Source organism: Perlucidibaca sp., from assembly GCF_057084925.1.
The window spans coordinates 45,859-64,094 of the sequence record NZ_JBXMRC010000003.1; the positions used below are offsets into that span (position 1 = coordinate 45,859).

General features: G+C 56.2%; 20 protein-coding genes and 1 tRNA gene. 16 read left to right on the forward strand and 5 right to left on the reverse strand.

All coding sequences use genetic code 11. From position 1 onward, the window contains the following. The first annotated feature begins 25 nt into the window (after nucleotides 1-25). Both AC14IB_RS00755 and AC14IB_RS00760 read left to right on the forward strand, forming a co-directional pair. Complete coding sequence (locus AC14IB_RS00755) at nucleotides 26-526, forward strand: DUF2505 domain-containing protein (protein ID WP_484230101.1); 501 nt, start codon at nucleotides 26-28, stop codon at nucleotides 524-526. A 107-nt stretch (nucleotides 527-633) separates the two neighbouring features. Then, entirely contained in the window at nucleotides 634-1,857 is a 1,224-nt protein-coding gene (locus AC14IB_RS00760) for a DUF445 domain-containing protein (protein ID WP_484230102.1), read from the forward strand. 55 nt (nucleotides 1,858-1,912) lie between these two features. Here AC14IB_RS00760 and AC14IB_RS00765 read toward each other — a convergent pair. Beyond that, nucleotides 1,913-1,999: transfer RNA gene (locus tag AC14IB_RS00765), tRNA-Leu, on the reverse strand. 85 nt (nucleotides 2,000-2,084) lie between these two features. On the opposite strand from AC14IB_RS00765, the gene rnr reads away from it, so the two are divergent. The 10 genes from rnr (at nucleotide 2,085) to radA (ending at nucleotide 11,728) form a co-directional block, all read left to right on the forward strand. Beyond that, nucleotides 2,085-4,508: a ribonuclease R gene (gene rnr, locus AC14IB_RS00770; RefSeq protein ID WP_484230103.1), complete on the forward strand. Its 2,424-nt coding sequence runs from the start codon at nucleotides 2,085-2,087 to the stop codon at nucleotides 4,506-4,508. A gap of 19 nt (nucleotides 4,509-4,527) precedes the next feature. Further along, nucleotides 4,528-5,274, forward strand: coding sequence for a 23S rRNA (guanosine(2251)-2'-O)-methyltransferase RlmB (gene rlmB / locus AC14IB_RS00775; protein ID WP_484230104.1), 747 nt, complete (start codon nucleotides 4,528-4,530; stop codon nucleotides 5,272-5,274). Between the two features lie 216 nt (nucleotides 5,275-5,490). Then, nucleotides 5,491-6,021: a hypothetical protein gene (locus tag AC14IB_RS00780; protein WP_484230105.1), complete on the forward strand. Its 531-nt coding sequence runs from the start codon at nucleotides 5,491-5,493 to the stop codon at nucleotides 6,019-6,021. Nucleotides 6,022-6,284: 263 nt separating this feature from the next. Continuing rightward, nucleotides 6,285-6,671: a 30S ribosomal protein S6 gene (rpsF, locus tag AC14IB_RS00785; protein WP_068857529.1), complete on the forward strand. Its 387-nt coding sequence runs from the start codon at nucleotides 6,285-6,287 to the stop codon at nucleotides 6,669-6,671. A gap of 14 nt (nucleotides 6,672-6,685) precedes the next feature. After that, a complete protein-coding gene (gene priB, locus AC14IB_RS00790; protein WP_484230106.1) occupies nucleotides 6,686-6,988 on the forward strand; it encodes a primosomal replication protein N in 303 nt (100 codons plus the stop codon). A 12-nt stretch (nucleotides 6,989-7,000) separates the two neighbouring features. After that, nucleotides 7,001-7,228, forward strand: a complete 228-nt coding sequence (rpsR, locus tag AC14IB_RS00795) for a 30S ribosomal protein S18 (RefSeq protein WP_068857527.1) — start codon at nucleotides 7,001-7,003, stop codon at nucleotides 7,226-7,228. Between the two features lie 14 nt (nucleotides 7,229-7,242). Continuing rightward, a complete protein-coding gene (gene rplI / locus AC14IB_RS00800) occupies nucleotides 7,243-7,689 on the forward strand; it encodes a 50S ribosomal protein L9 (protein WP_068857526.1) in 447 nt (148 codons plus the stop codon). A gap of 118 nt (nucleotides 7,690-7,807) precedes the next feature. Next, the gene (gene dnaB, locus AC14IB_RS00805; protein WP_484230107.1) at nucleotides 7,808-9,202 is read left to right on the forward strand and encodes a replicative DNA helicase; all 1,395 of its coding nucleotides are present in this window, start codon (nucleotides 7,808-7,810) and stop codon (nucleotides 9,200-9,202) included. Between the two features lie 53 nt (nucleotides 9,203-9,255). Continuing rightward, entirely contained in the window at nucleotides 9,256-10,368 is a 1,113-nt protein-coding gene (gene alr / locus AC14IB_RS00810) for an alanine racemase (protein ID WP_484230108.1), read from the forward strand. After that, nucleotides 10,361-11,728 (forward strand): DNA repair protein RadA, encoded by a 1,368-nt coding sequence (gene radA, locus AC14IB_RS00815; protein ID WP_484230109.1) that lies wholly within the window; start codon nucleotides 10,361-10,363, stop codon nucleotides 11,726-11,728. The genes alr and radA overlap by 8 nt, the downstream gene beginning before the upstream one ends. Nucleotides 11,729-11,751: 23 nt before the next feature. Here the strand turns inward: radA and AC14IB_RS00820 are convergent, their stop codons facing one another. After that, nucleotides 11,752-12,525, reverse strand: a complete 774-nt coding sequence (locus tag AC14IB_RS00820; RefSeq protein ID WP_484230110.1) for a hydroxypyruvate isomerase family protein — start codon at nucleotides 12,523-12,525, stop codon at nucleotides 11,752-11,754. 5 nt (nucleotides 12,526-12,530) lie between these two features. Beyond that, complete coding sequence (locus tag AC14IB_RS00825) at nucleotides 12,531-13,418, reverse strand: NAD(P)-dependent oxidoreductase (RefSeq protein ID WP_484230111.1); 888 nt, start codon at nucleotides 13,416-13,418, stop codon at nucleotides 12,531-12,533. A gap of 134 nt (nucleotides 13,419-13,552) precedes the next feature. On the opposite strand from AC14IB_RS00825, the gene AC14IB_RS00830 reads away from it, so the two are divergent. The 4 genes from AC14IB_RS00830 to minE all read left to right on the forward strand — a co-directional run bounded on the left by AC14IB_RS00830 (nucleotide 13,553) and on the right by minE (nucleotide 15,774). Then, a complete protein-coding gene (locus AC14IB_RS00830; RefSeq protein WP_484230112.1) occupies nucleotides 13,553-13,807 on the forward strand; it encodes an acyl-CoA-binding protein in 255 nt (84 codons plus the stop codon). A 79-nt stretch (nucleotides 13,808-13,886) separates the two neighbouring features. Then, nucleotides 13,887-14,624, forward strand: coding sequence for a septum site-determining protein MinC (gene minC / locus AC14IB_RS00835; protein ID WP_484230113.1), 738 nt, complete (start codon nucleotides 13,887-13,889; stop codon nucleotides 14,622-14,624). Between the two features lie 82 nt (nucleotides 14,625-14,706). After that, complete coding sequence (minD, locus tag AC14IB_RS00840) at nucleotides 14,707-15,516, forward strand: septum site-determining protein MinD (protein WP_484230114.1); 810 nt, start codon at nucleotides 14,707-14,709, stop codon at nucleotides 15,514-15,516. Nucleotides 15,517-15,519: 3 nt separating this feature from the next. Continuing rightward, entirely contained in the window at nucleotides 15,520-15,774 is a 255-nt protein-coding gene (gene minE, locus AC14IB_RS00845; RefSeq protein ID WP_068857517.1) for a cell division topological specificity factor MinE, read from the forward strand. A gap of 83 nt (nucleotides 15,775-15,857) precedes the next feature. On the opposite strand, the gene AC14IB_RS00850 is transcribed toward minE, so the two are convergent. Both AC14IB_RS00850 and ettA read right to left on the reverse strand, forming a co-directional pair. Beyond that, complete coding sequence (locus AC14IB_RS00850; protein WP_484230115.1) at nucleotides 15,858-16,418, reverse strand: outer membrane lipoprotein; 561 nt, start codon at nucleotides 16,416-16,418, stop codon at nucleotides 15,858-15,860. Nucleotides 16,419-16,494: 76 nt separating this feature from the next. Continuing rightward, complete coding sequence (gene ettA, locus AC14IB_RS00855; protein WP_484230116.1) at nucleotides 16,495-18,153, reverse strand: energy-dependent translational throttle protein EttA; 1,659 nt, start codon at nucleotides 18,151-18,153, stop codon at nucleotides 16,495-16,497. Nucleotides 18,154-18,236: the final 83 nt, after the last annotated feature.

An 18,236-nucleotide genomic window follows, 5' to 3' on the forward strand; every position in this document is an offset into this window, starting at 1 on the left:
ACACCTAACAAGGCGAGGCAAGAGCATGAAATTTGAAACAACGTTAACGTGGGATGCCCCACTGTCTCGTGTTCTGGTCATGCTGACCTCGCCTGAGTATGTGGTACGTAAAGCTGAGCTGGCGAATCACGATAGCTTTGCTGTCGTGGCGCAATCTGATGATGGGCGTTTTTTCTCCATCACCTCGCATATCCAAGGCAGGCCCAGCATCAAGCTGCCCGCTATCGCACAGAAGTTTGTCAAATCCGATCAGAAGATTGAGATTGATCAAACGGACCGCTGGGATAGGGAGACGGCTACCGGTGCGTTGCTGATTGTGAATCAGTCGGTCAAGGCGGTGAGTATTTCGGCCACCATGCAGTTGCGCGAGCAAGACGGCATCACAACGAATACGGTGAGCTGGGATGTCAGCTGTGACATTCCGTTGATCGGGAGTAAGTTGGCCGCTTTGCTGGCAGAAGATATTCAACAGAAAGCGGCATTAAACGCAGATGTCAGTCGTCAGATTTTGACTAAATTTTATTGATTCAAGTTGGTGGGGCTAGGTCATTAGCCGAGAAGTCGTCATGATTGGCGCGAAGAAAGCGTGGCTTCCACAAAAATAATAAATTCGATTACTCAAGGATTGGTGTCATGTTTGAACATTTCATTGCCGAATTTAAAGCGGATATGTGGCTGTACATATCCATTCCATTTATTAGCGGCATTATTGGCTATGTCACCAAGGTGGTGGCCATTCAGATGATGTTCTCGCCCATGGAGTTCGTGGGTATTAAGCCGTTTCTAGGCTGGCAGGGGATTGTTCCGCGTAAAGCGGAAAAGATGGCCATGATTTCTGTGGACCTGATGACCTCCAAACTGATTAAGCCCTCTGAGATTTTTGCGCGCTTAGACCCGCAACGCATCGCCAAAGAAATCGAGGTGCCCATGATGGCTGCCGCAGAAGATATTGTTCGCGACGTCGCGCAGCAGTATCAGCCCGGTCTATGGGAGGGCATGCCAGAGTTTGCTCGCCAGAAAATCATTAATCGCGTGAGGGCGGAGTCGCCTGCGGTGGTCGCCGCCATCATGCAGGAAGTGAAGAACAATACAGACAAGTACTTTGACATCAAGCATATGGTGCTGACCAACTTGATGAAAGATAAGGCCTTGTTGAATGACATCTTTAAGAAGGTGGGTAAGCAGGAGTTCCGCTTTTTCAGTAATGCCGGCTTCTATTTTGGCTTCGGCATTGGCTTGATTCAGATGGTTTGCTGGCTGGTGTTCAAGCAGCCGTGGATGCTGCCGGCCTTTGGCGGCTTTGTTGGCTTCTTTAGCGACTGGATCGCTTTGCAGATGATGTTCCGTCCGCAGCTGCCAACAAAATTCATGGGCATAACGTTCCAAGGCCTATTCCTGAAGCGCCAAAAAGAAGTGGCTGCAGATTACGCGGCACTGATTTCAAAGCAGTTGCTGACGCCCGCCAACATGATAGAAGAGCTATTCCGTGGTGCTTTCTCGGATCGCATCATGGAGTTGGTGCACAAGAACGTGAAGCGCTTGGTTGACGAGCAGGCCGGTGTAGCGCGCCCGCTGGTGGTCTATGCCGTGGGTAGCCAGCGTTACATTGAAATGAAGAATGTGGTGGCTGAGCGTATTCTGCAAAAGATGCCAGAAACCATGAAGTACGTTGAGGCTTATGCTGAAGACGCGATGGATGTTCGCAACACACTGGTTAACCGTATGCAGGATCTCACGCCGCAAGAGTTTGAAGGCATGCTGCGACCAGCGTTCAAGGAAGACGAGTGGTCGCTGATTGCAGTGGGTGCGATTTTGGGCTTCTTAGTGGGCGAGATGCAGATTCAGTTCATGCTGTAAGCATGTTCGAACCGCAGAAAAGCAAAAAGGCCGATCAATGATCGGCCTTTTAATTTGGTGCCCAGGAGAGGACTTGAACCTCCACTCCCTTGCGAGAACCAGCACCTGAAGCTGGCGTGTCTACCAATTTCACCACCTGGGCATGTGAGGCCGCGAAATATAGAGAGGCGAAACGAGGCTGTCAACCATCTTCCGTGTAGAATGAGGAAAATTTAACGAGATGGCGCATGAGTCGCAACAGCATACCCCCTATTCAAGATCCGCACGCCCAGCGTGAGGCAGAAAAGTACGAAAATCCGGTGCCCAGCCGAGAGATGATCCTAGCCACGCTCGATGAGCTGGCCAAGCCCCTGACCCATCCGCAGCTTGCCCATCACTACGGCATTTTTGAGCCCGAGCGGGAAGAGGCGCTGCGCCGACGCTTGATCGCCATGAGTCGCGACGGCCAGCTACGCTCTGATCGACGCGGAGCCTACACGCCGTTGCATGATGATGAGCTGATTCGTGGGCGAGTACAGGGCCATAAAGATGGCTTCGGCTTTCTCACGCCAGACGAGGGTGGTCAAGATTTGATCCTGCCTTCGCGTCAGATGCGCTTGTTGTTTGATGGCGATATTGCCTGCGTGCGCGTCGCGGGGTACGACCACAAGGGGCGTCGCGAAGCCATTGTGGTGCGCGTTGAGGAGCGTCGATATAAGTACTTAGTGGGGCGTTACCGCGAAGAAGACGGCGTGGCCTATGTCATGCCGGATAACCCGCGCATTACTCAAGAAATTCTGGTGGTTGATGGCGGCATGCCGGCCGAGCCGGATCAGTTTGTCAGCATTGAGCTGGTGGATTACCCCAGCCATCGCGGCCTTGCGACAGGCCGTATCGTTGAAGTGTTGGGCGACTTTATGGCGCCGGGCATGGAAATTGACATCGCGCTACGTAACTACGATATCCCCCACGCGTGGCCTTCGGAGGTTGAGCGTGAAGTCGCGACGCTTTCACCTGAAGTGGACGAAGACGCCAAAATCGAGCCAGGCCGTGTCGATTTGCGTGACTTGCCGCTGATGACGATTGATGGCGAAGATGCCAAAGACTTCGACGATGCCGTCTATGCCGAAAAGCGTAAAGGCGGTGGTTATCGCCTGGTCGTAGCCATTGCCGACGTGTCGCACTATGTGCGCCCCGGCACGGCGCTGGATGACGAAGCCAAGGCGCGCGGTAACTCCGTGTACTTCCCCGGCTTTGTCGTTCCTATGTTGCCGGAAATTCTGTCGAACGGCCTGTGCTCGCTGAATCCGCATGTGGATCGCCTGTGCATGGTCTGCGACATGACCATCTCAGCCGCTGGGCGTATGACCAGCGGCAAGTTTTACCCAGCAGTGATGCATTCGCAAGCACGCACCACGTACACCCAGGTCAGCCAGTTCCTAGAGACGCCCAACAGCCGTGAAGCGGACGCATTGCGTAAGCGTTGGCCTGAGTCGGTGCAGTCCTCGCTGCACACGCTATACGATCTCTTTAAGCTGTTCCGCACCGTGCGCGAAACGCGTGGTGCCCTGGACTTTGACAGTGGCGAAACCCGCATTCTGTTTGGTGCAGATCGCAAGATCGAACGCATCATTCCTGTGGTGCGTAACCAAGCGCACATGCTGATTGAAGAAATGATGTTGGCGGCTAACGTGGCCTCGGCGGCCTATGTGCTGAAAGCTAAAATGCCTGCATTGTTCCGTAACCACGAAGGTCCGAAGAACGAAAAGCTGAACAAGCTGCGTGGCTTCTTGCAAGCGCTGGGTCTGCGTTTTACGGCGACAGCCCAGCCTAAGCCCGCTGACTTCTTGGCCGTGATCCAGCAGATTCAGGATCGCCCAGACAAGCACATCATTGAAACGATGTTGCTGCGCTCCTTGTCACAGGCGGTGTACTCGCCAGACAACATTGGCCACTTTGGCTTGGCTTACGAGGCATATTCGCACTTCACCTCGCCGATTCGTCGCTACCCCGATTTGCTGTTACACCGTGCCATCCGCAATATTCTGGCAGGTGATCACGAAACCACGCCGATGCAGCGCGTGAGTCGTGCCATTAAGGGTGCGCTGGGCGCAAAGGTTGAGCCGCTGCCGGGCCAAGTTCAGATGGTCTCGCTCGGTGAACATTGCTCCATGACGGAGCGTCGTGCTGATGAAGCCACGCGCGATGTGATGGCCTGGCTCAAGTGTGAGTACATGCAAGATCGCGTCGGCGAAGAGTTCGACGGCGTGATTTCCGCCGTGACCTCGTTTGGTTTCTTTGTTGAGCTGAAAGAAGTCTATGTGGAAGGCTTGGTGCACATCAGCCAGTTGCGTGACGACTACTACAGCTATGACGCCACCTTTCATCGCCTGCAGGGCGAGCGCACACAGCGCCGCTTTGGTATTGGCGAGCCGGTACGAATTAAAGTTGCAGCGGTCAATCTCGACGAGCGCAAGATGGACTTCGAGCTGCTCTCTGGCGGCGGCACCGGCAAGCGTTCGCTGCGCGAGCGTCTGAAGGAAGGTGAGATTCCCGGTGTGAGTGAAGGTCGTGCCCGTAAGGCCGCCCGCACGGGTGCCGCTCCTGCTAGCGATGCCTCGGGCGCTAAGCCCGCCGGCAAGCGCACGCAACCCCGTACTCGTAAGCGCTGATTGCCAAGGAACTGTTTAAATGTCGAAGATGTCGTGGATATACGGTCTGCACACCGTGGAAGCGCTGCTCAATACGGAGCCTGAACGCGTCCTTGAGCTGCAGGCCATGGACACGCGCGAAGATGCGCGTCTGAATCCGTTGGTTAAGCAGGCGCGCCAACTCGGCCTGCCGGTCAGCTTCCGTGATCGCACCGCGCTCGATCAGCTCGCTGACGGTGGCCGCCATCAAGGCATCGTCGCCCGTATTCGCGAGCGTCAAGCCGGCGACGACAACGACCTGCAGGAGCTGCTCGATGGCCTGAGCGTGCCGCCGTTGCTGCTGATTCTCGATGCAGTCACTGACCCGCACAATCTCGGCGCCTGCCTGCGCACGGCTGAAGCGGCCGGCGTGCATGCTGTGGTGTGTCCGCGCGATAAGGCTGTCGGCCTAACGCCGGTCGTGCGTAAAGTCGCCTGTGGCGCTGCCGAACTGATCCCGTTCATGCAGATCACCAACCTGGCGCGCACCATCAAGCAATTGCAGGAGCGTGGTGTCTGGGTCGTCGGCACCAGTCTCGGCGACGGCGCCAAGCCGTTCTACGATGTCAATCTGAAAGGCCCGCTGGCGATTGTCATGGGGGCGGAAGGTACGGGCTTACGACGACTCACAGCGGAATTGTGCGACCACCTTGCGTATATCCCGATGGCCGGGCAGATCGAGAGCCTCAACGTTAGCGTGGCCACTGGCGTTGCGCTGTTTGAGGCTGTTCGGCAGCGTGCTCGTTGAGCCTGTGTTTTGAGGCTTGTCAGCTGGAACTGTAACGGCGCTTTGCGCAAAAAGTTCTTAGAGCTGCAAGCTCTCGAAGCAGATATTTACATCGTCCAAGAGTGCGAAGATCCAAAGCGCTGTTCAGATAGAGCCTACTCGGAGTGGGCTCAAAACTCCTTATGGATAGGCGGGAGCAAAAGTCGTGGGCTAGGCGTGTTTGCTAGGCCTCGATTAGTGCTGACTGAAATGCAATTGGATGCGAAAGGCCTCGAGCTGTTCCTTCCCTTCAAAGTTAATGACACAGTCACCTTCTTAGCGGTATGGACAAAAGAAGCGGGCTCGCCAACGTTCAAGTACATCGGCCAGCTTTGGAAGTACCTCCAGTTGCACGCGGACTTTCTAAGCGCCGGAAAATCAATTCTGATTGGCGATCTCAATAGCAATGTCTGTTGGGATAAATGGGATCGTTGGTGGAATCACTCGGATGTCGTCAAGCAATTAGCGGACCTTGGGTTGCACAGCCTGTATCACCACCAAAGCACTGAGCTCCAAGGAGCAGAGATGGTCCCCACTTTTTTCATGCATCGCAACACCGAAAAGCCGTATCACATCGATTATTCATTTTTGTCCCAAGAGCTTCTGCAAGACGCAGCGCTACAAATAGGTATTCCCCAAAATTGGATAGCGCACAGCGACCACATGCCGCTAATTGTGGACCTCCCAAATTCTTTAGGTTTTGAGCATGCTGTTGGTGGTGGGAGTTGAGCAGGGTAGCCGTCGTCACGCGCCATGGATGGCGCGTGAGAGCCTACATGGACGTACTCGCGGCGTGCGGCAGCCCTGCTTAACTCCCACCACCAGCTGACCCGCTTGAAAAACCACCAAATTCCTGTATAGTCGCGCGTCCTCCGCATGGTCTTCACCGACTATCCGGAGTCGCGAGCGCCTAATTCTGAAGAACAAGGCCTCGTACTCCTTGCTCCGCCGCTGTCCGGCGGGGCTGTTCAATCCGTAAGGAGCACAATCCGATGCGTCATTATGAAGTCGTGTTCCTGGTGCACCCCGATCAAAGCGAGCAAGTTCCCGCGATGGTCGAGCGTTACACCGGGATGGTAAAAGATTCGGGCGGTTCCGTTCACCGCTACGAAGATTGGGGCCGCCGCCAGTTGGCTTACCCAATCAACAAAGTTCACAAAGCTCACTACATCCTGCTCAACATTGAATGCGCTGATAGCGTTCGTGCTGAACTGGAAGAAGCGTTCCGTTATAACGATGCCGTGATCCGCAGCCTGATCATCCGTCGTGACGAAGCCATTACCGAAGAATCCATCCTGGCCAAGGGCGCTGAAGAAAAACGCGCTCGTAAGGCGGCTCGCGCCGACGAAGGTCAGGAGTATTCGGCTTCCGCTGAATAACTCAGATCGTTAGCGTGGAGCAAAACACGCTGCAGATCACAGGGATACTGGAAAAGCAGTATCCGCCTCGGGTCAGTCCCGCCGGCGTCGCGCATCAGGATTTTCTGTTGCAGCACCGGTCCCGGCAACGGGAAGCTGGCTCGGCACGCGAGGCTCGCCTCGTGCTCACGGTACATTGTGCTGGTGAGTTAGTGCAGCAGTTGCAAGCTTTGCAGCGGGGTGATCGGTTAGTGGTGACGGGGTTTCTGGCTATGGCGAGTTATCGCGACACCGAAAAAGTGGTTTTGCACGCGCAAACGTTAGACAGACAAGATTAAGGAGAGGAAACCATGGCGCGTTTCTATCGTCGTCGTAAGTTCTGCCGTTTCACGGCTGAAAAGGTCACCTACATCGATTACAAAGATGTTGAGACCCTGAAGCAATTCATCACCGAGAACGGCAAGATCGTCCCGAGCCGTATTACCGGTACCAAGGCACGCTACCAGCGTCAGCTGACCCTCGCTATTAAGCAGGCCCGCTACCTGGCAATCATGCCGTATACCGATAACCACATTTAAGGTTGGGGTGCGTGATGCAAGTTATTCTGTTAGAAAAAATCAAAGGCCTCGGCGCTCTCGGCACCAAGGTTGACGTGAAGCCAGGCTACGGCCGCAACTTCCTGATCCCACAGGGCAAAGCACTGCCAGCTACGGCTCGCAACTTGGCCGATTTCGAAGTGCGTCGTGCTGAGCTTGAGCGTCAGGAAGCTGCTGTTCTGGCTGCTGCTGAAGCTCGCGCTGCTGCATTGGCTGAACTGAGCCTGACCATCGCCTCTAAGGCTGGTGACGAAGGTAAGCTGTTCGGTTCGATCGGCAACCGTGACATCGCTGAAGCAGCTACCGCTGCTGGCGTTGCTGTGGACAAGAGCGAAGTTCGTCTGCCGACGGGCCCGCTGCGTCATACCGGCGAGTACGACATTGCTGTTCAGGTTCATAGCGACCTGTTGGCATCGGTTAAAGTGGTTATCGTTGCTGAGTAAGCAATGTTGACCCGCTGATGTCGTATCAGTAAAAAACAGGGCGCTTGGGGCAACTCAAGCGCCCTGTTTGTTTTGGGCTTTTGCGCTAAGCTTGCAGCCTTGTTGGAAGAGAATATCTATGTCGCAATCTACCTCTGTCGCCTCGGAAAACACGCTGGCGAACCTGAAATTGCCACCGCATTCGCTGGAGGCTGAACAGGCCGTGCTCGGTGGCCTGATGCTGGACGACCAAGCCTGGGACAGGGTTTCAGATCGCGTCAAAGAGGAAGACTTCTACCGCCGTGATCATCGCCTGATATTTCAAGCCATCGCTCTCTTGGCAAACGCGGGCGATCCGCGCGATGCCCTAACAGTATCGGAAACGCTGACCCGTCTCGGGGAGTTGGACAATGCCGGTGGCTTGGCCTACCTCGGTGAGCTAGTGCGTAACACCTCATCGGCCACGAATATTGCTGCCTATGGCGACATCGTGCGTGAACGCTCGGTGCTGCGTCAGCTCATCCGCATCAGCAATGAGGTGTCGGACACCGCGTTTCAGCCACAGGGGGCTACCGCACAAGACATTCTCGATCAGGCTGAGCGCAAGATTTTTGCCATTGCCGAACAGCAGCAAAAGGGCGGCGGCCCCCAAGCCTTACGACCTTTGCTGCAAAAGGCCTTGGATCGAATTGATAAGCTCTTTCAGTCCACTGAGTCTATTACCGGCCTGAGCACCGGATTTACCGATCTCGATGATCGGACCTCGGGTCTGCAAAATGGCGACTTGGTGATTGTGGCGGCACGTCCGTCCATGGGTAAAACCACGTTTGCCATGAACCTCGTGGAAAATGCCATGTTGCGCTCGGGCAAGCCGGTGCTGGTGTTCTCCATGGAAATGCCCGCCGAACAGTTGGTCATGCGTATGTTGTCGTCGCTGGGGCGTATTGATCAGGGGCGTGTGCGTTCGGGCAAGCTCGAGGAAGAAGATTGGCCGCGCCTCACCTCAACCATGACCATGCTGACGGAGCAGAAGTTATTGATTGATGATTCGGCGTCGTTAAGTCCTAACGATGTTCGTACCCGTGCTCGGCGCGTGGCACGTGAGCAGGGCGGCTTAGGCCTGATCATGGTCGACTACTTGCAGCTCATGCGGGTGCCTGGCTTGGAAAGCAACCGCGTGAACGAAATTTCGGAAATCTCGCGCTCGTTGAAGGCGCTGGCGAAAGAAATGGAATGCCCGGTGATTGCGCTATCGCAGCTCAACCGCTCGCTGGAGCAACGACCGAATAAGCGCCCGGTGATGTCGGACTTGCGTGAGTCTGGTGCTATTGAGCAAGACGCGGACGTCATCATGTTTATCTATCGCGATGAGGTCTACAACCCGGAGTCGCCAGACAAAGGCACGGCTGAGATCATTATTGGTAAGCAGCGTAACGGACCGATTGGTGCGTTGCGCTTGGCCTTCCATGGCAAGTACACCCGTTTCGAGGATTTGGCGCCTGAGCACTATCGCAACATGGAAAGTGACTACTAATTCGAACACCGAACGTCATACGAACACCGCACGACTGGAGCGCGAGACAACGCATGCGTGATACCTGGCTGACGCTGAACCCCCATGCGCTGACGCAAAATCTCGCGGTGTTGCGTGCGCATCATCCGCAATCCAAGCTGCTGGCCATGGTCAAAGCCGATGCCTACGGTCACGGTGTGGCGCAGGTAGCGCCGTTGTTAGCAACGCAGGTGGATGCTTTCGGCGTGGCATTTCTCGATGAAGCCTTGGCGCTAAGAGCACAAGGCATTAGCACGCCTATCGCCGTGCTGGAAGGTGTGTTCACAGCCGCTGAATTGGCTGCAGCACGCACAGCACAGCTGTCCTTGGCCGTGCATAGCCCGGAGCAAGTGGCGCTCTTGCAAGCTGCGCCAGCAGGTGAGCCACTCACCGTGTGGCTCAAACTCAACACCGGCATGAATCGTCTTGGTTTTCGTCCAGCAGACGCGCTCAAGGTCTGGCATCAGCTGCACCGACTGCCCCTGGTGAGCTCGATTCATGTCATGACGCACTTTGCCCGAGCCGATGAGTTAGCCTGCCCGCAGACCGAGTTGCAGTGGGGTCGTTTTTGCGCGGTACGCGATGCCATTGCACTGGCGCAGCATGAGCCCGTCATTGCCAGCGTTGCCAACTCGGCCGCTATTTTGGCGTGGCCACAGACGCAAACCGAGTGGATGCGCCCCGGTATCGCCCTATACGGCAGCTCCCCATTTGCTGATCAATGTGCTGAACATTTTGGCCTACAACCTGTTATGACCTTGCACTCGCGAATTATTGCTGTGCATGAGTTGAGTGCGGGCGATGAGGTGGGTTATGGCGCAACCTGGGTGGCTGACGCCGCCACGCGTGTAGCCGTGGTTGCCATTGGCTATGGCGATGGCTATCCCCGCCATGCGCGTAATGGCACGCCGGTGTTGGTGAATGGCCACCGCTGTGCGTTGATCGGTCGAGTGTCTATGGACATGATTACGGTGGATCTTGGCGCAGTGGCGGCAAAACCCGGCGACGAGGTCGTGCTTTGGGGCGAGGGCTTGCCTGCTGATGAAGTCGCGCAAGCCGCCGGCACCATCAGCTATGAGCTATTTTGCCGACTAACGCCCCGCGTGCGTCGAGTGCCACCGAGTCTGTTGAGTCCGTCTCATGTCTAAGCTACGCAGTGTCTATGTCTGTGCCGACTGTGGCAGTGAGGCGAGCAAGTGGTCGGGCCAATGCGGTGACTGCGGCGCTTGGAACACAATGGCTGAGGTGCAGCGAGAGCCTGCGGTGACCGGCAAGGGTGCGCGCGCTAGACCCGGAGGTTATGCGGGTCAGGCTGCAACGGTCACGGCGCTGCGCGATGTGCAAATTGATGCTCAAGAGCGGCGCACGAAAACGGGGTTGTCTGAGCTCGACCGCGTGTTGGGTGGCGGGCTGGTGGATGGCTCGGTAGTGCTCATTGGCGGCGATCCTGGCATTGGTAAATCGACCATTCTGCTGCAAACACTGACGCATCTGGCGGCGACACAGACGGCACTTTATGTGACGGGCGAGGAATCGTTGGCGCAGGTGGCCCTGCGAGCACGCCGCTTGGAATTGCCGGTGGAACATCTGCGCTTGATGGCGGAAACCAGCGTGGAGCGCATTCTGGCGACGGCACAGATCGAACAGCCAAAAATCATGGTCATTGATTCGATTCAGACCCTGTATACCGAAGCCCTGAATTCAGCGCCGGGAGGTGTGTCGCAGATTCGGGAGTCCGCAGCGCTGCTTACCCGTTATGCCAAACAAAGCGGCTGTGCCTTGTTTCTGGTGGGTCATGTCACGAAAGACGGCACACTGGCTGGCCCGCGCGTGCTTGAGCACATGGTGGATTGTGTCCTGTACTTTGAAGGCGAAGCCGATTCTCGTTTCCGCTTGATTCGTGCGGCTAAGAATCGTTTTGGTGCAGTCAATGAGTTAGGCGTGTTCGCCATGACCGATCGCGGCCTGCGCGAGGTGTCGAACCCCTCGGCGATTTTCTTGTCACGCTACGATCAGCCCATTCCTGGCTCGGTGGTTATGGTCACTCGTGAAGGCACGCGGCCTTTGCTGGTGGAGGTGCAGGCCTTGGTGGACGATGCATTCAGCAACCCGCGCCGCGTGGCTGTAGGTTTGGACCAGAATCGTCTGGCCATGCTGCTGGCGGTTTTGCATCGTCATGGCGGCATCGCCAGTGTGGGGCAGGATGTGTTCGTGAACGTGGTGGGTGGTGTGAAAGTGCTGGAAACCGGCTCTGATTTGGCCGTGGTCTTGGCCGTCACATCGAGCTTGCGCGGCCAGCCTCTGGATAGCGACCTCGTGGTCTTTGGCGAGATCGGCCTGAGCGGCGAAATTCGCCCGGTGCCGAATGGTCAAGAGCGCCTGCGTGAAGCAGCCAAGCATGGATTTAAGCGTGCCATCGTGCCTCGAGGCAATGTGCCCAAGCAGGGTATCGACGGCATGCAAGTGATTGGCGTGGGGCGTCTGGCCGAGGCCATCGAAGCGCTTTAGCCGATGCGCTTTCATTCAGCGTCTTAACGGGGAAGCCAGCCTAAACTGGCTTCCGTGCCTGCGGGTCCCGGCCGATACTCCGCTCCACACCAGCCCGCATAGGGCAGCTCGTCAATCACTGCGAATACAGATTTGAAGTCGATGGTGCCGGTGCCGGGCGCGCCGCGACCCGGATTGTCGGCAAATTGAATATGGCCAATCAGCGGCCAGTTCTCCACCAAGCTGCTGATTAAGTCCTCGCCCATGCGTGCTAAGTGATAGCAATCAAATTGCATCTTCAGGGTGGGGTGATCGGCAGCCTCCAAAATCTCCTGCATCTGCGCGATGTTATGGATGAGGAATCGAGGCATATCGTCTGTGTTAATGGCCTCCAGCGTGGTGGTGACGCCCACGCTGTGAAAGGCCTCGGCGGCATAGCGAGCATTTGCGGTGAGGGTATGTAGGCAGTGCAGCAAATCCCCTTCTTCGGGCAAGCGTCCAGCTAACACATTGACGCAGCGCACGCCCAGCTCCTCGGCATAAGGCAATGCCTGAAGCACGGCGCGACGGAACTCCTGCTCGCGCCCCGGTACGCTGGCAATGCCATCGCCGCCCTGCATTAAGTTGCCTGCCGGTACATTGATCAGCACCAGTTCCAGATCATGCGCATCCAATTCGGTGCGGATGGCTTTCGGGCTGAGCTCATAGGGAAATTGAACTTCAACCGCCTCAAAGCCTGCGGCCTTGGCTGCCGCAAAGCGCTCAATCAGTGGGTATTCCGTAAAGAGCAGCGACAGGTTGGCACAATAGCGAAGCATAGAAATTAGTCCTGTTCTGCAGCGGATGGGCGGGCATGTAAGAGCACCGTCGAGCTCAGGTCTTCACGCGTGAAACCGTGGTCGGCATGCCGCTGCATAAGTGTATGCGCTGCCGTGGCAAGAGGCAGTGGGCTGTCCACGGTTTGACCAAGTGAAACCGCATTGCCCAAATCTTTGAGCAGAGTTTGCACTTTCCATTGCACGGGCTCAAAACGCCGCTCCGCCATGCGTGGCGCCAAAATTTGGAAAGGTAGGGAATCGGCAAAGCCGCCGGCTAAGGCGGGGGCGAGCAGTCGTGCATCGACTCCCGCTTGCTCTGCCAAAGCCACCGTTTCGGCAATGAGCAAGCTGTTGGCCGCCACAATCAATTGATTGCAAATTTTCGTGACTTGGCCGGCGCCCACATCGCCCATACGGGTAATGCGCTGTGCGTAGTGTGAAAGTACGGGAGTCACACGGCATATGGCTTCTGCATCGCCGCCGGCCATGATGACCAAACGCCCTTGCTCCGCACCCACCACACCGCCGGATACCGGCGCATCGACCCACGTCGCGCCACATTGCTTATGCAGTTCAGCGGCTAATTGTCGCGTGAGTTCGGCGGTGATGGAGGAGTGGTCAACCACAATCAGTCCGGCATGTGCCCCAGCTAAGATGCCCTGTTCAGCATGCATAACATCGGCGACAGCCGCTGAGTCCGAAACACAAAGTAAAAGCACATCAACATGGGTTGCCATAGCGGCGGGAGAGTCGGCAGGTATGGCGCCGGCAGCTATTAATGCATCGACTTTGCCTGCACTCCGGTTCCATACCTGTAGCGAGATGCCAGCATTTAGCAGCCGCTGGCACAGCGGTAAGCCCATTAGCCCAATGCCGATAAATCCCACACGCATATGTATTTCCTGATCATATAAAACGCACATTGTGCCTTGAACGTTTCGTCACCAAAAGTGTTCAGAACGCTGGGGTTTTTAGCGCGGCGCTGTTACTGTCTAGCGGCATAAAAACAATTAGGAGGAGCTCAGCCATGAGCGCTTTTGAACAAGCTCAACGCGATGTGAAAACCCTGACACAGCGCCCATCCAACGAAGACATGCTGTCTTTGTATGCTCACTTCAAACAAGCCAGTGCCGGTGATGTTTCCGGCAGTCGTCCTGGCATGTTCGACATGATTAATCGCGCCAAATATGATGCGTGGGCCGCGTTAAAGGGCATGAGTCAGGCCGCTGCCGAACAAGCCTACATTGATAAAGTGAACGGCCTGCTTAAAACGCACGCTTAATGCCGCGTTTGCTGTGAAAAAACGAGACGGTGCTTGCGTGTCAACGCCGCCTCGTTTCCAATACGCGCAACTATTCTAGATGACCGCTGTTATGGTTAACCCGTCTTCTGCCCTGCACGATGCCAGCCCTGCGTTTCAGCTAAAGGGCGGCTCTTTTACAGGCACAGTGCTTGAATTGCACAGTACTGACCTTGAGCAGGTCGCCGCACAACTCAAGGCACGTCTTAACGATGCGGCTGCTTGGCTGCAGGAAGCGCCTGTTATTTTAAATGTTGAAAAGGTGGCGAATGCCGGTGTGGATTGGCCCGCCTTAGTGACACTGCTGCGTGCCCATGCAGTCAGTCTGGTTGCTATTCGCGCCCCACAATCTTTGCACGCCAGCTTAGCGGTGCTCGACGTGCCGGTATTGCAAGGCCTTAAGCGTAAGGGGGCTGAAGTTGAAGTCGCCGCGCCTGCGGTGATGGTTGCCACTGTTGCGCCAGCCCCTCGTGCAGCTACCCGCATCGTGACGCAACCGGTGCGTGGTGGTCAGCAGATTTACGCCGAAGGGGATTTAATTGTGTTGGCCCCAGTGAGTGCCGGTGCTGAAGTATTAGCGGATGGCAATATCCATATCTACGCACCGCTGCGTGGCCGTGCGCTGGCGGGTGTTCAAGGCAATAGCGAAGCGCGAATTTTTTGCCAATCACTGGAGGCGGAACTGGTTTCCGTGGCGGGGCGTTACCGCGTCGCAGAAGACCTGAGGAAGACGCCGCAGTGGGGCAAGGCTATTCAAGTAATGCTCGATCAAGATCAGTTGAACCTGCTGGATCTTTAAACAATACTGGCGCGAATTTTGTATTCGCTGATGATGAAATAAGCGTGTTAGTGCAAACACTGACCGCAAAGAGGATGACATTTTGGCAAAGATTATTGTGGTGACATCGGGCAAGGGTGGTGTCGGTAAAACCACCACCAGCGCAGCCATCGGAACGGGCTTAGCCATGCGCGGCCATCGTACGGTCGTGGTCGATTTTGACGTGGGTCTGCGTAACCTCGACCTCATCATGGGGTGTGAGCGCCGCGTGGTGTATGACTTCATTAACGTTATTCAAGGCGATGCATCACTGAATCAAGCCCTGATTAAAGACAAGCGCCTAGACAACCTCTTTGTCTTGGCAGCCAGCCAGACACGGGACAAAGATGCGCTGTCGGAAGAAGGTGTGGCACGCGTCATGGACGAGTTAGCCGCGCAGTTTGATTTCGTCATCTGTGATTCGCCAGCGGGCATCGAGAAAGGCGCACACATGGCGATGTACTTCGCCGATGAAGCCATTGTGGTGACCAACCCCGAAGTGTCGTCGGTACGTGACTCCGATCGCATGCTCGGCCTGCTGTCGAGCAAGTCCAAGCGGGCGGAAGAAAATCGCGACCCCATTAAAGAGTTCCTGCTGTTAACTCGCTACAACCCGATTCGCGTGGAAAGCGGTGAAATGTTGTCGGTGGCGGACGTCGAAGAAATTTTGTCAATTAAGTTGTTGGGCGTGATTCCCGAATCACAAGCCGTTCTCAAGGCATCTAACCAGGGCGTGCCGGTTATTTTCGATGCCGAGTCGGATGCGGGTCAGGCTTATAGTGATGCGGTAGAGCGTTTACTCGGTGCTGATGTGCCGCACCGCTTTTTGGATGTCCAGAAGAAGGGCATTCTTCAGCGACTGTTTGGAGGCTAAGCGATGAGCTTCATGGATTTTTTCCGCGCCCAAAAGAAGCCAACCACAGCTTCCATGGCCAAAGAACGACTGCAGATTATTGTTGCGCATGAGCGTGGCCAGCGCAGTCAGCCCGACTATCTGCCGCAGTTACATCGCGACATTCTCGATGTTATTCGCAAGTATGTGCCGATTCGTGAGGACCAAGTGCAAGTTGAGCTGGATAGCCAAGGCACCTGCTCGGTGCTGGAGCTGAACATCACGCTGCCGGATCGTTAAGCATTCTATTGACGTAATCATCGTGCATAAAAAACCGCCAGATCATCGGCGGTTTTTTTATGCGTGAAACGCCGCTGTGTGGCTTAGCGCGCAACCAGCTCGCCATTACGAACACGAACGGCGTTGCCAACACTGAGATTGGGCGCCTGCGCGTAGCTGAAGCTATCACGACGGCCATCTTCGAAACGCACACGAACGCGATAGCTCGTGGTGGTGCGGGATTTGCTTTCAATGGCATTGCCTGCATAGGCACCGCCCACGACACCGGCTGCTGTAGCAACTTTTTTGCCGGAACCGCCGCCGACCTGATGGCCGAGAACGCCGCCCACAACAGCACCCGCGACCGCGCCTAAGCCAGAGGGCGCTGCAGCTTGGGTAATTGGGGTGATTTCAGTGACGACGCCACAGGAAGCGCAAGTCTCTTTCTGTGCGCTGACGGTTACTGGTTCGGATGTTTTTGCGCTTTCAGCGCTCTTCGATGCAGCTTCGCTTGCTTTATTTGCATCACCAGCGGCAGCAACATCTACGGATGTGCTAGAGGGCAGCCAATTCATCATTTTAGCCACACCGACGCCGGACAAAAGGATGACCGCAATGGCGGCGCTCATGATCAAAAGGTTAGGACGAGTGGTGGGAGTATTCATGGAGCGTGCCTCAGAAAGTGTGAGGCAGTGTAACGGTTCGCGCGCGATTCAGTTGACCTGAACCGCGCGCTAGCGATTAACTCATCTTTTTGTACTTAACGCGCTTAGGCCGTGCTTCGTTGCCCAGCTTCTTGCGGCGATACTCTTCGTACTCGGTGTAGTTGCCGTCGTACCACTCAACTTCATCACCCTCAAAAGCGAGGATGTGCGTAGCGATACGGTCCAAGAACCAGCGATCGTGGGAGACCACCATGGACACGCCAGGGAAGGTCAGCAGCGCTTCTTCCACCGCGCGCAGGGTTTCTACGTCGAGGTCGTTGGAGGGTTCGTCGAGCAGCAGGCAGTTCGCACCCGCTTGCAGAATCTTGGCGAGCTGGAGACGGTTGCGCTCACCGCCGGAGAGTTCGCCGACGCGCTTCTGCTGGTCCTGGCCCTTGAAGTTGAAGCGGCCGATGTAGGCGCGCGACGGGATCTCGTAGTCGCCGACTTTCATGATGTCGAGGCCGCCGGAGACTTCCTCCCAAACGGTCTTGCTGTCATCCAGCGAGTCGCGGATCTGACCGATGTAGGCGACCTTGATGCTCTGGCCGACGATGACCTCGCCGGCATCCGGCTTCTGCTCGCCGGTGATCATGCGGAACAGCGTGGTCTTGCCCGCGCCGTTGGGGCCGACGATGCCGACGATGGCGGCTTTGGGCACGGTGAAGCTCAGGTTTTCATAGAGCAGACGGTCGCCGAAGGACTTGGCAATGCCCTTGACCTCGATGACCTGATCGCCCATGCGCTCGCCGGGCGGAATGTAGATTTCCTGCGTCTCGGCGCGCTTCTGGAACTCTTTGCTGGACAGCTCCTCAAACGCCTGCATACGCGACTTGGACTTGGCCTGACGCGCCTTGGGGTTGCTACGCACCCATTCCAGTTCGCGCTTGAGCGCCTTGGTGTGAGCCTCTTCCTGGCGTTCTTCCATCTCCAGACGCGCGCTCTTCTGCTCCAACCAGCCGGTGTAGTTGCCCTGGTAGGGGATGCCGCGGCCGCGGTCGAGTTCGAGGATCCACTCGGCCACGTTTTCGAGGAAGTAGCGATCGTGGGTGATGGCCACGATGGTTCCGGGGAAATTCTTCAGGAACTGTTCCAGCCAGCCTACCGACTCGGCATCGAGATGGTTGGTGGGTTCGTCGAGCAGCAGCATGTCGGGCTTGGACAGCAGCAGGCGGCAGAGCGCGACGCGACGGCGTTCCCCCCCGGACAGCGTGCTCACATCGGCATCCCAGGCCGGCAGGCGCAAGGCATCAGCGGCCTGTTCGAGCTGGTTGTCGAGGTTGTGACCATCCCAGGCCTGAATGATGGATTCCAGCTTTTCCTGCTCGGCGGCGAGCTTGTCAAAGTCGGCATCTTCCATGGCGTATTCGCCGAAGACTTCATCGAGACGCGCCATGGCGTCGAGGCATTCACGCACGCCATCTTCCACATTGCCGCGCACATTTTTCGAGGGATCCAAATGCGGTTCCTGTTCGAGGTAGCCGATTTTTGTACCAGCCGCGGCGCGTGCTTCACCACTAAAATCTTTGTCCACGCCGGCCATGATTTTCAGCAAGGTAGACTTACCCGAGCCGTTCAGACCGAGCACGCCGATTTTGGCGCCGGGGAAAAACGACAGCGAAATATCTTTGAGAATTTCGCGCTTAGGCGGAACCAATTTCGATACACGATTCATCGTGTAGATATACTGAGCCATGAAACAGACCTTTGTTGCAGCTAGGAAAGGTCGCGATTATACCGAAGCCGGCGAATGATGTACGGCTAAACACAGTTGTCAGG

Coding starts and splice junctions, on each gene's coding strand:
- AC14IB_RS00755 (WP_484230101.1), top strand. CDS start 26: ATGAAATTTGAAACAACGTTAACGTGGGATGCCCCACTGTCTCGTGTT.
- AC14IB_RS00760 (WP_484230102.1), top strand. CDS start 634: ATGTTTGAACATTTCATTGCCGAATTTAAAGCGGATATGTGGCTGTAC.
- rnr (WP_484230103.1), top strand. CDS start 2,085: ATGAGTCGCAACAGCATACCCCCTATTCAAGATCCGCACGCCCAGCGT.
- rlmB (WP_484230104.1), top strand. CDS start 4,528: ATGTCGAAGATGTCGTGGATATACGGTCTGCACACCGTGGAAGCGCTG.
- rpsF (WP_068857529.1), top strand. CDS start 6,285: ATGCGTCATTATGAAGTCGTGTTCCTGGTGCACCCCGATCAAAGCGAG.
- rpsR (WP_068857527.1), top strand. CDS start 7,001: ATGGCGCGTTTCTATCGTCGTCGTAAGTTCTGCCGTTTCACGGCTGAA.
- rplI (WP_068857526.1), top strand. CDS start 7,243: ATGCAAGTTATTCTGTTAGAAAAAATCAAAGGCCTCGGCGCTCTCGGC.
- dnaB (WP_484230107.1), top strand. CDS start 7,808: ATGTCGCAATCTACCTCTGTCGCCTCGGAAAACACGCTGGCGAACCTG.
- alr (WP_484230108.1), top strand. CDS start 9,256: ATGCGTGATACCTGGCTGACGCTGAACCCCCATGCGCTGACGCAAAAT.
- radA (WP_484230109.1), top strand. CDS start 10,361: ATGTCTAAGCTACGCAGTGTCTATGTCTGTGCCGACTGTGGCAGTGAG.
- AC14IB_RS00820 (WP_484230110.1), bottom strand. CDS start 12,525: ATGCTTCGCTATTGTGCCAACCTGTCGCTGCTCTTTACGGAATACCCA.
- AC14IB_RS00825 (WP_484230111.1), bottom strand. CDS start 13,418: ATGCGTGTGGGATTTATCGGCATTGGGCTAATGGGCTTACCGCTGTGC.
- AC14IB_RS00830 (WP_484230112.1), top strand. CDS start 13,553: ATGAGCGCTTTTGAACAAGCTCAACGCGATGTGAAAACCCTGACACAG.
- minC (WP_484230113.1), top strand. CDS start 13,887: ATGACCGCTGTTATGGTTAACCCGTCTTCTGCCCTGCACGATGCCAGC.
- minE (WP_068857517.1), top strand. CDS start 15,520: ATGAGCTTCATGGATTTTTTCCGCGCCCAAAAGAAGCCAACCACAGCT.
- AC14IB_RS00850 (WP_484230115.1), bottom strand. CDS start 16,418: ATGAATACTCCCACCACTCGTCCTAACCTTTTGATCATGAGCGCCGCC.
- ettA (WP_484230116.1), bottom strand. CDS start 18,153: ATGGCTCAGTATATCTACACGATGAATCGTGTATCGAAATTGGTTCCG.